Raw genomic sequence first — 15,130 nt, 5'->3', positions numbered from 1 at the left:
GGCCCCTTTACAATTTTGTAACAATTTTACGCCAGTTCTACGATCGTCACACCGGCATCACCTTCACCGTATTCGGCAAGCCGGTAGAATTTTACATGTTTCTGTCTCCGCAGATATTCATGGATGCCTTTTCTCAGAGCCCCGGTGCCTTTCCCGTGTACGACTCTGACGGTGTTCAAGTGAGAGAGAAGAGCGTCATCCAGATATTTATCCAGTTCCATGACTGCTTCATCTACTGTTTTGCCCAGCAGGTTGATCTCCGGACTTACGGACAGGGACTTGCTCATACCGATTTTTCCTTTAGAGGTCCGGTTTAATTTTCTGGGAGCATAGGAGGACGGCTCCTCGATGATCTCCAGATCAGAAATATTCACCTGAGACCGGAGGATGCCCATCTGAACTGTGACATTTCCTCGGGAATCCGGAAGAGAGCTGATGGTGCCGGTAAGATTCATGCTGAGAACCTTCACGGATTCTCCCAGTTTGAAGTCGGAGGGTTTGTGAGTCTTTTTCGGACGATGGGTTTCCAGAGCGGAGGCGGAAGATGTATCCTTAATCTTTTTGCGGAGACGTTCCCGTTCTTTTTCCATTTCTGCCGCAGATATGTTCTCTTTTCCGAATTTGTGGAAATTGCGGATCGTCTCATCCGCTACTTCCTTGGCTTCCCGGAGGATAGCATTGGCCTTCTCATTGGCTTCCCGGATGATCCGGTCCCGCTGCGCGTCCAGCTTTTCCTGGCGCTGTGCGGCCTGCTGTTTTAAGGTCTCTGCCTCCTGCCTGTAAGCGGCGATCTCTTCCCGCTCTTTTTCCATCGTGCGTCTGCTGGATTCCAGGTCACTGAGCAGATCTTCAAATGATACATCCTGCTCGCTCAGCCGTTTTTTGGCATCCTCAATGATATGATCGGGAAGCCCCAGTTTCCCGGAAATGGCAAAGGCGTTGCTTTTTCCCGGAATTCCGATGAGCAGGCGGTACGTCGGGCGCAGGCTTTCCACGTCAAATTCACAGCAGGCATTTTCCACGCCCGGAGTGGACAGGGCGTACACCTTCAGCTCGCTGTAGTGAGTGGTCGCCATGGTACGGATATTCCTGCTGTGCAGAGAAGAAAGAATGGCCGTGGCCAGAGCTGCTCCTTCTGTAGGATCTGTCCCCGCGCCAAGCTCGTCAAAAAGGACGAGAGAATGTTCATCCACCTTTTTGAGAAAAGAAACGATATTGGTCATATGCGAGGAAAACGTACTCAGGCTCTGTTCAATGCTCTGCTCATCCCCAATGTCTGCGTAGACCTGGTGAAATACAGCCAGTTCAGAGCGGTCTGCGGCGGGAATGTGAAGCCCGGCCTGGCCCATGAGGGTAAAAAGTCCTACCGTCTTCAGAGAAACGGTCTTGCCTCCGGTATTTGGCCCGGTGATGATCAGGAGCGTAAAATCTTCTCCCAGAGAAACCGTGATAGGCACGACATTTCTGGGATCCAGAAGCGGATGCCGTCCTTCCCGGATATGGATCCGGCCTTCTTGATTCATAACAGGACGGCTGCCCTTCATAGACAGAGCAAGAGCCCCTCTTGCAAATATAAAATCCAGGTCAGTAAGGGCCCGGTAGTCTGCGCGGATTTCTTCGACATACTGCCCGGCTTCTTCACTCAGGCGGGCCAGGATGACCTGGATCTCTTCCTGCTCTTTGGCATAAAGTTCTTTCAGGTCATTATTCAGTTTTACAACAGCCATGGGCTCAATGAACAGTGTGGATCCGGTGGATGACTGATCATGGATGAGTCCCTGTACCTGTGACCGGTACTCTGCCTTAACGGGGATGCAGTAACGGTCTCCCCGCATGGTAATGATAGCGTCCTGCAGATAAGTGCGCAGTGAACCATTTACCAGACCCGAGAGAGTAGAGTGGATCCGGTCGTTAATCCCCGCAATGTTCCGGCGGATATGTTTCAGCGTGCTGCTGGCATCGTCGCTGATCTCATCTTCGGAAAGGATGCACCGTTCAATCTCCGACACGAGGGGAGCGAGAGGCTCCAGCTGATTAAAATAGATGTCCAGACAGTCCGCAGAATCCTCCTGGGTATCATGCCGGCCGTAAGATTTCACACGGGCGGCGTTAGACAGGAGACGGCAGATCCGCAGCAGTTCCGGGATGCTAAGAGCGCCTCCGATCTCCAGACGCTTCATGGACTCTTCCACAGGGGAAGCGTCGCCGAAAGAGACCCGGCCTTTCTGTACGATGCGTGTGTATGCGGCAGCAGTCTGCTCCTGAAGGGTATCGATCTTTTCAATATCTGTTACGGGCTTTAACCGATGGCACAGCTGACGGCCGCGGAAAGAGCCCGCCTCTTCCTCAAGAAGAGCGATGATCTTGTCAAATTCCAGTTTGATTAATGTCTTCTGATTCATTGACCCACCTTATGTCCTAAATGATTTACCCTAAATATTTTACCCTATTCTCAGGATAAAGAAAAGGTTTTTCCGAAAGTAACATAGGATTGAACAATCCGGGCGAATCGGTTATACTAGAGTTCGAGGAGATAAAGATCCATGCCCAACGAGAAAGACCAGCAGCAGAGTCAGGAGGAAGGCTTTGAAGAGAAAAAATATTCTTTCCTCCAGGAGACGATAAAATCGAAACCGATGAGCAGGGAACAGGTTGTGAAACAGATTATCCGGATCGCTTTGTATGGAGTGATTCTGGGTGTGTTTGCCTGCCTTGGTTTTTTTGCGCTCAGACCATGGGCTCAGAACTGGTTCAGGGGAAATCCGGAGACTGTGACGATCCCGGAAGATGAGGAGCCGGCAGAAGAACAGGAAGATGTACAGGCTGCAGAAGAAGAGACTGTTCCGACCCTGACCGCTGAGAGTTATGAGGAAATGCTGGCCAGTATGAATGAACGGGCTGCGGAAGCGGGAAAGTGTGTTGTCTCCGTTGAGGCAGTGACGGATGAAGATGACTGGAACGCACAGATGACCGGGGTGGGAAACGGTTCTTCCGGAGTGATCACGGCAGACAACGGACAGGAACTGCTGATCCTTGCGGATAATTCTGTGTGTGAGGGAGCTGCGGAGTGGACCGTTACATTTCAGGACGGGAAAAGCTGCGGCGCCGCTTTAAAAAAACAGGATAAAAACACAGGCTTGGCTATGTTCAGTATTCCAAGAACCAGTATTTCCGAATCTACGTGGTCGAATATAAAAGTGGCGGCGCTCGGGAATTCCAATCTGGTTGTCCAGGGGGATGTTGTCATGGCTCTGGGAAATATGTTCGGCTATCCGGATGGGATGGGATATGGACTGATCAGTTCCACTGATTATAAAGAAGCCTTTTTTGATGGGGGCTGTGATGTGCTGGCGACTGATATACCGGTGAGCTCAAATGGAACCGGGTTCCTGTTCAACATGGAAGGGGAAGTAATCGGGCTGATCCTCGGTTCCGTCTGGGATGACAGCGGGAATAATACGGCAAATGCCTGTGCCATTTCAGATCTGAAATCAGTGATCGAGCTGATGGCAAACGGACAGAGCGTTCCATACATTGGAATCTACGGGACGACAGTGACCACTGAGCTGAAAGAGAATCAGGGAATGCCTGCGGGTATCTATGTGGTAGACGTGGATCCGGATTCTCCGGCGATGGCTGCAGGAATCCAGAGTGGAGACATTATCTGCCAGGTTTCCGACACGGACGTTTCCAGCATCGTGACATACCGGGAGGCTGTCCTTGAGACGCGGGCCGGGACAGACGTCAGGATCAGAGGTCAGCGCCTGGGAGCCGGGGGCTATGTGGATGTGGACTTTACGGTCACAGTCGGCAGTAAAGAATAGATGCCGGACAGAAAGTGATCCGTTATCATAAAAAATAGATTAACAGAATAGAAAGAGGAAAGACATGAGATATATTAACGGGCTGCATGAAGGTGAGACGATCCGCAATGTCTATCTGTGCAAAGGAAAGCGGTCTGCGGAGACGAGAAATGGTAAACCCTATGACAATCTGCTTTTGCAGGATAAGACAGGAATTCTGGACGGAAAGGTATGGGATCCCAATTCTCAGGGGATCTCGGACTATGAGGAGAAGGACTTCATTGAGGTCTACGGAGAAGTCATCAGCTATAACGGGAATCTTCAGATTAATATCAAGCAGATCAGAAAGGCAGAGACCGGGGAATATGATCCGGCGGACTATATGCCTGTGACAGAGAAAAATGTAGACCAGATGTACGAGGAGCTGACTGCGTATATCCGGGGCATCGGGAATTCTCATCTGCGGCAGCTGCTGGAATACTTCTTTGTCAGCAATCAGGATTTTATCAGGAAATTCAAAGAACACTCCGCCGCGAAGACTGTACATCATGGATTTTCCGGAGGACTGCTGGAACATACGCTGAGTGTTCTGCATCTGTGCGAATATTTTGCCGGGGCATATCCTATTTTGAACAGGGATCTGCTTTTTGCGGCGGCGCTGTGCCACGATATCGGCAAAACGAGGGAGCTGTCTTCCTTCCCTGACAACGATTATACAGATGAAGGACAGCTGATCGGACATATCGTGATCGGAGTGGAGATGATCGACGAGGCTCTGCGGACTCTGCCAGATTTCCCGGCTCGCCTGGCTAATGAGCTGAAGCACTGTGTGATCGCCCATCATGGCGAGTTGGAGTACGGGTCGCCCAAGAAACCGGCGCTGGCAGAAGCGCTGGCTCTTAATCTGGCAGATAACGCGGATGCGAAGATGCAGACGCTGACAGAGATCTTCAAAGGCAAGACAGGAACGGACTGGATCGGATATAACCGGCTGTTTGAATCCAATCTCAGAAGGACATCAGGAGTTTAGAAACGTCAGAAAGACTGCGCTTGGAGGCGCAGCCTTTTCTTTATCACAGGATTTATTACAGGAGAATGCTATGCAGAAGAATGATACGGCCGTGGTGGAGATCACGGACATTGGAGTCAACGGGGAAGGAATCGGGAAAGTGGACGGATACACCCTGTTTGTAAAAGACGCGGTGATCGGCGATCTGGCGGAAGTGAAAGTGGTGAAGGCAAAGAAGAATTACGGGTATGCCAGACTGGTACAAGTGATCCGTCCCTCTGAGGACAGAGTCCAGCCACGCTGTCCTTATGCGAGGAAGTGCGGCGGGTGCCAGATCCAGGAAATGTCCTACGAGAAACAGCTGGCTTTCAAAGAACAGAAAGTCCGCGGGAATCTGGAGCGTCTGGGAGGATTTGACAGAGAGCTTCTGAATCAGATCATGGATCCCGTTATCGGGATGAAGGAGCCGTTCGGGTACCGGAATAAGGCACAGTTTCCGTTCGGCACAGACCGGGAGGGAAACCCGATAACCGGATTCTATGCGGGAAGGACACATGATATCATTCCCAATACAGACTGCGCGCTGGGACTGCCTGTGAACCGGGAGATCCTGGAGATCATCCTGGACTTTATGAAAACAGAGCACATCGCTGCGTATGATGAGAAGACTGGAAAGGGACTGATCCGCCATGTACTGATCCGGTCCGGATTTACGACAAAAGAGATCCTGGTCTGCTTTGTGATCAACGGGGACCGGATCCCCCATGTGGACAGGCTGATCCGTAGATTGACTGAGATAGATGGAATGACCAGCATCACTATAAGTCCCAATACGAAACAGACAAACGTGATCATGGGGGAACGCTGTGAAGTACTTTGGGGACAAGGGTATATCACAGATTATATCGGGAAGATCCGATATCAGATCTCACCGCTTTCCTTCTATCAGGTGAATCCGGTCCAGACAGAGAAACTGTATGAGCTGGCACTGGAATACGCAGACCTGAAAGGCGGGGAGACCGTGTGGGATCTGTACTGCGGCATCGGCACCATTTCTCTTTTTCTGGCACAGAAAGCCGGGCAGGTATATGGGGTGGAGATCGTGCCCCAGGCCATTGAGGACGCAAGAAAGAATGCAGAGATTAACGGGATAAAGAACGCCCGGTTTTATGTGGGGAAGGCAGAGGAAGTGCTGCCCCGGTTCCCGGAGAAGCGGGCGGACGTGATCGTAGTGGATCCGCCGAGAAAGGGATGCGATCGGACGCTGCTGGAGACGATCCTGGAGATGCAGCCGGAGAAAGTTGTGTATGTAAGCTGCGATCCCGCGACACTGGCGAGAGATCTGAAAGTGCTGTGCGGGGGAGGGTATGAATTGAAAAAGGTGCGGGCGGTGGACATGTTCCCGATGACTGTCCATGTGGAGACGGTAGTACTGTTATCCCATAAATCCCCGGACAGTGTATGATGCGCCTAATGCGACAGAGGAATTGAAGCATTCGAGGAAACGTCCGCCGAAAGAAAAGGCAGAAGCGATAATGGAGGCGCTTAAGTATTTTGAGGTAATCTAAATGGAGGAAAATATTTACCAGATTGCGGAGCAGATAGTCCAATTACATCAGAAAGCCTATGAGGTTTATCTGCCATTGGTTGAAGATGTGTGCAATAGAACTGTGTCAGAAGATGAATTGTCACATTTGTTAGATTATTTACTGGACTTTGCGTGTGATGAAAAAATGTTGGGATTGTACAAAAGGGTATGTAGAAAGTATTTGGATGTATATCCCGGTTGTATTAGGGATTATATTGAAGCATATCGGGAAATGTGGGAAGATGAAGATAGTTACTCAGCAGATTTCTCTTAAAGGGAAAAGGATACGGTGTTTCAAAATGTTATGGTTTGCTTATGGGAGGTACAATGGGGAAAATAATTAAAGATACAATTCATGCGGCTGGAGTTGATATTGGAATTTATACGCAGGATTTTGAAAATGAATTTATTTCCTTGACGGATATTGCTCGATATAAGAGCGATGATCCGGCAGCAGTTATTCAAAACTGGATGAGGAATCGGGATGTGATAGAATTTTTAGGTCTCTGGGAAAGGCTGCATAATCCAGATTTTAAACCCCTCGAATTCGAGGGGTTTAAAAAGCAGGCTGGAGCGAATGCTTTTACAATGTCACCAAAGAAGTGGATAGAAGCCACGAATGCCATTGGCATTGTTTCAAAAGCAGGACGTTATGGAGGAACATATGCTCATAGCGATATTGCCATGTCTTTTGCAACATGGATTTCTCCAGAGTTCCAGTTATATATTATGAAAGACTATAGGCGTTTAAAGACAGATGAAAACAGTCGATTGTCTTTGAATTGGAATTTGAATAGAGAGATTTCTAAATTGAATTATAGGATACATACGGATGCGATTAAAGAAAATCTGATTCCCCCAGAATTAACGCCTGCACAGGTGGCATATACCTATGCGAATGAAGCAGATATGTTGAATGTTGTTTTATTTGGAAAAACCGCAAAACAGTGGAAAGATGAAAATCCAACATCGAAAGGAAATATGCGGGATGTAGCAACTCTGAATCAATTACTGGTACTTGCGAATTTGGAAAGTTATAATGCGGTTTTAATTAATCAGGGAAAAAGTCAAAAAGAACGAATGGAATTATTAAGACAGTTAGCGGTACAGCAGTTGCGGACATTGGAGACGGTAAGTTTAAATGATTTACCGAGAATTGAAATGGAAATGCAGAGGAGATAAACGGCAAATATACGAGGAGAATATTGATATGAAGAATAGACGAAAGTTTTCTATTTTTATAAGCTCTACCTATGAAGACCTTAAAGAAGAAAGACAGGCATTGGTAGGTGTAGCACTTGAGAATAATTTCATCCCTGTAGGAATGGAGCAATTTCATGCTGCTCCTACAAGCCAATGGAATGTTATAACAAAGATGATTGATGAGTGCGATTTGTACCTTCTTGTTATTGGAGGAAGGTATGGATCAATCGATGAAGAAACTGGAATAAGTTACACAGAGAAGGAATACAATTACGCAAAAACCAGAGGACTACCAGTGCTTGTATTGATTAAAGAGTCTTCAGCTATTGCTGAAAGTGAAAAGGATACTGGAGACGACAAATATGATAAAATGAAAAGACTTGATGAGTTCAGAAAAAGGGTCAAAAATGATGGAAATACTGTTGATCATTTTACGGATCTCAACAGTTTAAAATATGTGGCATCACCGACATTCAGGAATGTCATTGATTATGTTGATGATAATGCTGGATGGGTTCGATATCGAGATATAGTAGACATAATCAATGAAGAGGCAGAAGGGCGGAATAAGATTAATGCTGAAGTTGTAGAGCATCAACAGAAAATGTTTGAAGATATGAAAAAGATGTTTTCTCAATTTGGAAGTAGACTCAGTGAACTAGAGAATAACCAGTTAACCTGGGAGGAAATTCCCACAGTAACGAATGAAGATATCAATAAATTGTTTCAGGTTGAAAATGAGACATTAAATAGTGAAAATCCAAAGGGAGATAAATCAGTTCTAGGTCTAGATAATGTTGGCAATATTCCGTTGGACTCGGCTTTTCTGTTAGTGTACGCAGCTGATGGTGATGGTCAAATCATAAAGATACAGACACTTGCCTCGCCTGCTCAGATTTTTACATCGGGTAAGCAGTTTATGGCTGATAACTCAAAAAGAGAATCAGCAAGGTGGATAGAGGCGTTAGACCGACTTATAGAATGGGGATGGGTTAAAGCTTTAGGGTATAAAGGAGAAATATTCGAATTGACAGGAACTGGTTACAATAAAGCTGATTGGTTGAAAGATAATATGGGGATTGATACTTCAAAAGACCCGCTTGACGAGTTAAAAGAGTTTGAAAGATACTATGATAATAAAAAATAAAGAAAGCAAATCAGTAAAAGATTTTGTGGGAAAAGGATAATACCGTGGAGACTGTATGCCTGCTGTCCCGTAAAACCGAGAATTTTTGAGAAATGTGAGGTTGAAATAAAGTGTTTTGCCTACCTCCTGTCTGCCCGAACTTTAAAAGGCAGACAAAATTTTCTTTTATAACGTAACTTCTATTATTGGGCTGTTGGCATCATTTTGCATCAGATCAAGATCACAAATCATTCCTATGCGTGTTCTTTAGTGATAGTTGGAAAGGATTGAAAGGAGAGATATTATCTCCAGAAAGCGCTGTGTGGCAGAAGGCTGGTAGACATCAGGACCGTAAATAATCAGGCGTAAGTTTTACGATCCAGTAGGGGTACGTGTCTGAGATTGTAAACGGCCAGACAGTGAAGCTAGACGGATTAAAGCCAGACGGATTAAAGCCAGACTATCCGAAGCATCCATGATTGAACCCTCCAAAGATCTTTGTTATAATCACCCCAGACAACAACACATACCCCGGTAGCCAAAACAGTACCGGAATATACATTATGTAAAAGGAATATATGAACATGAAAGAGGAATGTCTGATCTGCAAAGCGCCCTTGGAATATCTCAGGGAAGATATTGAAATGGAGTGCGAGCTGTGCCATAAAAAGGAAAATAGTAAAACCCGATGTGTGAATGGGCATTATGTATGCAATGAATGTCATATGCAGGGGATTGACAGCCTCATTGGGATCTGCCTGGAGGAGACGTCGAGAAATCCGGCGATCATCCTGAATCAAATGATGGCCCAGCCTTTCTGCCATATGCACGGCCCGGAGCATCACATCATGGTGGGGATGGCGCTTCTGACGGCCTACGGAAATTCCGGCGGGGATCTTGACCTGAAAAAAGCGCTGGTCGAGATGAACAGCAGGGGCAGATTGGTGCCGGGAGGAGCATGCGGTTTCTGGGGCGCCTGCGGCGCCGGGATCAGTACGGGAATGTTTATTTCCATTGTTACAGGTTCTACGCCCCTGGGGAACGAGAATTTTGGGCTGTCCCACAGGATGACTGCCAGCGCGCTTGGGACCATCGGGGAGATCGGCGGGCCTCGGTGCTGTAAGAGGGATTCTTATCTCTCTATCCTTCAGGCGGTTGATTTTGTCAGGGAAAACCTGGGGATCCATATGGAGCGGCCAAAGATCTGCTGTTCCTACAGCAGCCAGAATAATCAGTGTATCGGAAAGCGCTGTCCGTTTTGCAAAAAGAAAAAGAAGATAGCCTTTGTCTGCGTCCATAATTCATGCAGGAGCCAGATCGCAGAAGCGTTAGGCCGGAAATATTTGTCTGATTTTTATGACTGTTATTCAGCCGGAACAGAGATCGGGCCGCAGATCAATCAGGACGCGGTAAGGCTGATGAAGCAGGAATACGGAATCGATATGGAAAGGGATCAGCGCCCGAAGATGCTCCGGGATCTTCCGGAGATGGATCTCTATGTGTCTATGGGATGCAATGTGGCCTGTCCGAATATTCCCGGAAAAGAAATGATCGACTGGGGGCTGGATGATCCAACGGGAAAGGTCGATGATGCCTTTCTGGATGTGATCCGGAAGATCGAAAGAAATATAAGGGATTTAAGAGAGCGGGAGTAATCAGTTCCCTGCACAGAGAAAAATAAAGGAGGAGACTATGAATACTTTTTATACTTTTATTTGCTATGACAGGTGCGGTACCTGTAAAAAGGCCGAGAAATGGCTGAATGAGAACAAGATCGACTACACGAAACGCCCCATCAGGGAAGAGAATCCGTCCTGCGAAGAGCTCAGGGAATGGAAAGAGAAGAGCGGGCTTCCCCTGAAGCGTTTTTTCAATACCAGCGGACAGCTGTACAAGTCCATGAACCTGAAGGACAGGCTGGGGGAAATGAGCGAGGAAGAACAGCTACAGCTGCTGGCCACTGACGGAATGCTGGTAAAACGGCCGATCCTGGTGGCCGGCGATAAGGTTCTTGTCGGTTTCCGGGAACCGGAGTGGCAGGAGGCGCTGCTGTGACCAGACAACGGCAGGCTCCGGATACAGGAGAATACTGTAGGAATATCATAAATATATTGCGGGAATATTTCTATCTGTCCAGGAGCCAGGCGATCCCTGCCGCGGTCCGTTCAGCCGCGTCTTGAAAATGATTGCCCGGATTGAGCCGGAAGGCCGTATCAATCCCCTTTCTCTGGAAGAAGGCCTGGATCTCTTCCGTGTTTCTGCGCACGGATTTCATAGAGGGATTGCGTGTCCGGTGTTCTCTGTCTCCAAGAGAAAAATATAAATGCTGCGGCTTTCCAGCCATTTCATGGGACAGGATGTATTCCCGGAATCCGGGAAACCACAGAGAGCCGGATATACTGGCTACCCGGGAGAACAGATCAGTGCGCCAGAGAGAATATACAGCGAACAGTCCGGCCAGGGAATATCCCGCGATGCCCCGCCAGAGTACAGGCCCGGGTATATACTGTTCTGCGGCCGGCAGGATTTCTCCGGTCAGAAGGCTCAATTGATCGTCCGCGCCGCCGGTGAAGGGAGAGCCGGATTCTGTGACAGGAGGGCAATCCCAGGGCGCCATATCATGTTCCCAGTGAAGACCGCTGACAGCCACAAGGGAAAAGTCCGGACAATCCATGTTCTGCAGCAGACGGTAAATCTGGTCTCCGTCGTCTCCGAATGTGTGAATACAGATCACAGGAGCATGAGGGATCAAAGCCGGATAAACAGAAATCTTTTCCTTCTCCAGTGTAAACGAGATCATTTTCATTCCCCTCTTTCTTATTGACGATTATTTTCATAAAAATTATACTATATCCAGATGTAAAATCAAACGCATTGGATCAGACGAATCAAATGCGCTGACAATGGAGCCGGGCAGAAGAGGAAAGGATCTTCTGCGGCTGCTCCGGAAAAGAGGTATCCGGATGTTTCTCCCTGTATTTATATTCAGTTACATTATCGTTCTGATTATGATCTATTTCGGCAATGATACGATCACAGATCTGTTAAACGGACAGCAGGCATTTATCAGATTTATTGAGCTGACCCTTCCTCTGACGATCCCAAGTCTGGTCTATTTTTATCAGCGGAATAAAGATGCACGGGACCGGGCGGAAAAAGAAGAAGAGAAACGGAAAAAAGAAGAGGAAAAGCAGAAGGAAGAAGAAAAGGCTGAAAGAGATAAATTTGAAAGATCCCTGCCGTTTTTCTATGTAAAGGACAGGGCTGTGTTTGTCAGAAGCCCGCACAGCTCACCTGTTTTAAATGTGAAGATCGAACTGGGATGGATCAAAGATGATTTTACCATTTTAGATGATATTCGGGCGAAAGGGGAGATCTGTTCAGAAAAAACGGTTTATATAGGTGGTTCCGTAGACGGAGATGAAATAAGCCCGGACCGCTTTGCAGAAGGCGCGGGCGCGGCGGAAGGCCTGAGATGGTTCGTTCTGTCTGCGGTGACTGCGGCAAATGACAGCGTATATTTTGTCTATCTGCCCTGTATCAGGACCGGGTGGCATTTTTACAGGAAGAAGGGCGCCGGGGAATCCAATATCGTCAGATATATCGGAAGCGACCGGTACTGCAGTCTGGCGGAGCTTCTGGCAGTTCACGCTTCCCGTTCTGAAGACCGTTTTTCTTACAGGGAAAGCATCCTGAATGACGCTGCGGCTTTTTTAAAGAAAGGGGATCTTACAGGGGCATTTTCCCAGTTGATCCTGCTGGCCCGGGAGAGAGAACTCTCGGAAAGCGAACTGCTTTATGTGCTGCACTATGCGTATCTGATGCTGCATCAGATCAGGTGCTCCGGGGAGATCGAGCCGGGCTATTTTGTCGGGAATCTGGTCCCGGAATGTGATTTTACAGAGAAATACAAAGAACGGATCAAAAGCGGGGATCCGGATTTTATGATGCAGGAATATCTGAAAGACCTGATCTGTCTTATGCAGGAAGGCGGGGAGGTTTCCCTGAATTTCTGGCTGCGCAACGTGGAAGTGTATATCCGGGATCAGAGTACTGTCTTAAATGAAGAGTCATTAAGAAACTACCTGTCAGAAATCATCCCCCGCCTGGCCGGACATGAAACAGGCCGCTGACCGCGGGAACAGGAGATAAGAGAACACCAGAGAAAAAGGGGAACTACAGGGAGAAAAGAGAAAGAACAGAGAAAGAACAGGAGGGGACCTGCCATGGAGCGTCTGCGCTGTGTTGTGGAGCGGATCACATATCAGAATGAGGAAAACGGGTATTCTGTGCTGAAGGTTGCGGTAAAGGATTACCATGATCTGGTGACCGTGGTGGGCGTCATGCCGGATACGCATGTGGGTTCTGTACTGTCGCTGGAGGGCGTCTGGAAGATGGATGCCAGGTACGGCCGCCAGTTTTCGGTGGAGAAATTTGAGGAGACCCTTCCTGCCACAGTGTATGGAATTGAAAAATATCTGGGCTCTGGTCTGATCAAGGGCGTGGGGCCCAAGTTCGCGAAGCGGATCGTTGGGAAATTCGGGAAGGATACGCTGGATGTCATAGAGGAGGATCCTGACGCCCTGCTGGAAGTGGAAGGAATCGGGAAGATCCGGGTGGAGCGCATCAAGAAGAGTTGGCAGGAGCAGAAGGAGATCAAGAATATCATGCTTTTTCTCCAGAGCCATGAGGTCAGCACCTCCCATGCCACAAAGATCTTTAAGACCTATGGGAGCGAGAGCATTGAGGTTGTCCGGGAAAATCCATACCGTCTGGCGGATGATATCTGGGGGATCGGGTTTAAGACGGCGGATACGATCGCGGAGAAGCTGGGCATCGGAAAGGAACGGTTTGTCCGGCTCAGGAGCGGCCTGCTCTATACTCTGAACAAATTGTCGGAGGAGGGCCACTGCTATGCCCTCCGGGAACAGCTGATCGGGAAAGGAGAGGAGCTTCTGGAGGTAGAACCGGCGGAGCTGGAGATCACTCTGGACGAAATGCTGCGCACGGAGGATGTGATCCAGGATCAGGAGGCCATCTACCTGCCACCGTTTTATTTCTCAGAATCCGGGTGCGCAAAACGCCTGCTCCGGCTCCTCAGCGCGGACCGCAATGTGCGGCCGGATGTGGAAAATGTGATGAAGAGGGTGAGAGCAGACACAGAGATCCCTTACGACGAAGTACAGCTGGAAGCCATACGGACCGCAGTCTCTTCCAAGGTTATGGTCCTGACCGGAGGCCCCGGCACCGGGAAGACCACCACGACTCTGGGGATCATTTCCGCCTATCGGATGTCCGGATGCCGGATCCTTCTTGCCGCACCTACAGGGAGAGCGGCCAAGCGGATGTCAGAGGCGACCGGCATGGAGGCGAAAACGATCCACCGGCTGCTGGAATACAAGCCGCCGGAAGGATATCAGAAGAAGGAAGAGAATCCGCTGGAAGGCGATGTGCTGATCCTGGATGAGTGTTCCATGATCGACGTGATCCTGATGTACAATCTGCTGAAGGCCGTTCCGGATCATATGACCCTGATCCTGGTAGGCGACACAGACCAGCTGCCCAGTGTCGGAGCGGGGAATGTGCTGAAGGACATTATGGCCTCGGGCAGGATCCCGGTGGTCCGGCTGACAAAGATCTTCCGGCAGGCGCAGGGCAGCAGGATTATCATGAACGCCCACCGGATCAACCGGGGTGAGCCCCTTGATCTGCGGGGCGGGAAAGACGCCGATTTCTTCTTCGCGTCAAAGGAGACCAATGAAGAGGTGGTGGAGACGGTAGTACAATACTGCACGGTCAACCTTCCCCGGTATTATCATGTGGATCCGATGCGGGATATCCAGGTGCTGACGCCCATGCAGCGGGGAGTCTGCGGCGCGGCGAACCTGAATCAGGTGCTGCAGGAAGCAATGAACCCTTCCACCGTCTGTCTGAAAAGAGGAGGGACCCAGTACCGGCTGGGAGATAAAGTCATGCAGATCCGCAACGATTATGACAAGGAAGTCTTCAACGGTGATATCGGAAGGGTCTCCAGAGTGGATCTGGAGGACCGGGAACTGCGGGTGGACTTTGACGGGCGGGAAGTGCCTTATGACGTCAGTGAACTGGATGAGCTGACCCTGGCATATGCCACTACCATCCACAAAGCCCAGGGGAGCGAGTACCCCATTGTGGTCATGCCCTTTACCATGAGCCATTTTGTCATGCTCCAGAGAAATCTTCTGTACACCGGGGTCACCAGGGCAAAAAAGATCCTGGTGCTGATCGGCGAGAAGAAAGCTCTGTATTACGCTGTCCGGAATGAGACGACAGCTTCCCGGAATACAAAGCTGGCCGGGAGGCTCTCGGAAGGGAACCTGCCGGACGGGAAATAGAGCCCGCGTTTTGCGGGCTCCACATTT

At 49.0% G+C, this 15,130-nt stretch carries 12 protein-coding genes; 10 read left to right on the top strand and 2 right to left on the bottom strand.

Translation table 11 applies throughout. The features are described 5' to 3' along the window. Positions 1–26: 26 nt before the first annotated feature. The gene (locus BQ7367_RS02215; RefSeq protein WP_072524010.1) at positions 27–2,402 is read right to left on the bottom strand and encodes an endonuclease MutS2; all 2,376 of its coding nucleotides are present in this window, start codon (positions 2,400–2,402) and stop codon (positions 27–29) included. Between the two features lie 141 nt (positions 2,403–2,543). Between BQ7367_RS02215 and BQ7367_RS02210 the strand changes: the two genes are divergently transcribed. The 8 genes from BQ7367_RS02210 (at position 2,544) to BQ7367_RS02170 (ending at position 10,784) form a co-directional block, all read left to right on the top strand. Continuing rightward, entirely contained in the window at positions 2,544–3,824 is a 1,281-nt protein-coding gene (locus BQ7367_RS02210; protein WP_072524009.1) for a S1C family serine protease, read from the top strand. Positions 3,825–3,888: 64 nt separating this feature from the next. Beyond that, positions 3,889–4,833 (top strand): 3'-5' exoribonuclease YhaM family protein, encoded by a 945-nt coding sequence (locus tag BQ7367_RS02205; RefSeq protein ID WP_072524008.1) that lies wholly within the window; start codon positions 3,889–3,891, stop codon positions 4,831–4,833. Between the two features lie 70 nt (positions 4,834–4,903). Next, the gene (gene rlmD, locus BQ7367_RS02200) at positions 4,904–6,277 is read left to right on the top strand and encodes a 23S rRNA (uracil(1939)-C(5))-methyltransferase RlmD (RefSeq protein ID WP_072524007.1); all 1,374 of its coding nucleotides are present in this window, start codon (positions 4,904–4,906) and stop codon (positions 6,275–6,277) included. A gap of 103 nt (positions 6,278–6,380) precedes the next feature. Next, positions 6,381–6,674, top strand: coding sequence for a hypothetical protein (locus tag BQ7367_RS02195; protein WP_072524006.1), 294 nt, complete (start codon positions 6,381–6,383; stop codon positions 6,672–6,674). Positions 6,675–6,715: 41 nt separating this feature from the next. Further along, on the top strand, positions 6,716–7,582 hold the full coding sequence (locus BQ7367_RS02190) for a KilA-N domain-containing protein (RefSeq protein ID WP_442855332.1): 867 nt from the start codon (positions 6,716–6,718) through the stop codon (positions 7,580–7,582). Between the two features lie 28 nt (positions 7,583–7,610). After that, entirely contained in the window at positions 7,611–8,750 is a 1,140-nt protein-coding gene (locus tag BQ7367_RS02185) for a DUF4062 domain-containing protein (protein WP_072524004.1), read from the top strand. Positions 8,751–9,313: 563 nt separating this feature from the next. Further along, positions 9,314–10,384: a DUF5714 domain-containing protein gene (locus BQ7367_RS14975; protein WP_442855331.1), complete on the top strand. Its 1,071-nt coding sequence runs from the start codon at positions 9,314–9,316 to the stop codon at positions 10,382–10,384. Positions 10,385–10,421: 37 nt separating this feature from the next. Beyond that, positions 10,422–10,784 carry an arsenate reductase family protein gene (locus tag BQ7367_RS02170; protein ID WP_072524003.1) on the top strand — a complete coding sequence of 121 codons (363 nt, stop codon included), beginning with the start codon at positions 10,422–10,424 and terminating at the stop codon, positions 10,782–10,784. Positions 10,785–10,854: 70 nt separating this feature from the next. Here the strand turns inward: BQ7367_RS02170 and BQ7367_RS02165 are convergent, their stop codons facing one another. Beyond that, positions 10,855–11,535, bottom strand: coding sequence for an alpha/beta hydrolase (locus tag BQ7367_RS02165; protein ID WP_328586512.1), 681 nt, complete (start codon positions 11,533–11,535; stop codon positions 10,855–10,857). A 97-nt stretch (positions 11,536–11,632) separates the two neighbouring features. Between BQ7367_RS02165 and BQ7367_RS02160 the strand changes: the two genes are divergently transcribed. Together BQ7367_RS02160 and recD2 are read left to right on the top strand one after the other, a co-directional pair. Further along, positions 11,633–12,862 (top strand): hypothetical protein, encoded by a 1,230-nt coding sequence (locus BQ7367_RS02160; protein WP_072524001.1) that lies wholly within the window; start codon positions 11,633–11,635, stop codon positions 12,860–12,862. Between the two features lie 93 nt (positions 12,863–12,955). Then, positions 12,956–15,103, top strand: coding sequence for an SF1B family DNA helicase RecD2 (gene recD2, locus BQ7367_RS02155; RefSeq protein WP_072524000.1), 2,148 nt, complete (start codon positions 12,956–12,958; stop codon positions 15,101–15,103). Positions 15,104–15,130 lie beyond the last annotated feature (27 nt).

It is taken from the genome of Clostridium sp. Marseille-P3244 (assembly GCF_900120155.1).
GTDB lineage: Bacteria > Bacillota > Clostridia > Lachnospirales > Lachnospiraceae > Mediterraneibacter.
Note: the sequence above shows the minus strand (reverse complement) of the source record. Positions and strands in the feature narration are given on the sequence as shown.

Bases quoted from the DNA above. Each gene is read 5' to 3' on its own strand.
- BQ7367_RS02215 (WP_072524010.1), bottom strand. From the start codon at position 2,402: ATGAATCAGAAGACATTAATCAAACTGGAATTTGACAAGATCATCGCT.
- BQ7367_RS02210 (WP_072524009.1), top strand. From the start codon at position 2,544: ATGCCCAACGAGAAAGACCAGCAGCAGAGTCAGGAGGAAGGCTTTGAA.
- BQ7367_RS02205 (WP_072524008.1), top strand. From the start codon at position 3,889: ATGAGATATATTAACGGGCTGCATGAAGGTGAGACGATCCGCAATGTC.
- rlmD (WP_072524007.1), top strand. From the start codon at position 4,904: ATGCAGAAGAATGATACGGCCGTGGTGGAGATCACGGACATTGGAGTC.
- BQ7367_RS02195 (WP_072524006.1), top strand. From the start codon at position 6,381: ATGGAGGAAAATATTTACCAGATTGCGGAGCAGATAGTCCAATTACAT.
- BQ7367_RS02190 (WP_442855332.1), top strand. From the start codon at position 6,716: ATGGGAGGTACAATGGGGAAAATAATTAAAGATACAATTCATGCGGCT.
- BQ7367_RS02185 (WP_072524004.1), top strand. From the start codon at position 7,611: ATGAAGAATAGACGAAAGTTTTCTATTTTTATAAGCTCTACCTATGAA.
- BQ7367_RS14975 (WP_442855331.1), top strand. From the start codon at position 9,314: ATGAAAGAGGAATGTCTGATCTGCAAAGCGCCCTTGGAATATCTCAGG.
- BQ7367_RS02170 (WP_072524003.1), top strand. From the start codon at position 10,422: ATGAATACTTTTTATACTTTTATTTGCTATGACAGGTGCGGTACCTGT.
- BQ7367_RS02165 (WP_328586512.1), bottom strand. From the start codon at position 11,535: ATGAAAATGATCTCGTTTACACTGGAGAAGGAAAAGATTTCTGTTTAT.
- BQ7367_RS02160 (WP_072524001.1), top strand. From the start codon at position 11,633: ATGGAGCCGGGCAGAAGAGGAAAGGATCTTCTGCGGCTGCTCCGGAAA.
- recD2 (WP_072524000.1), top strand. From the start codon at position 12,956: ATGGAGCGTCTGCGCTGTGTTGTGGAGCGGATCACATATCAGAATGAG.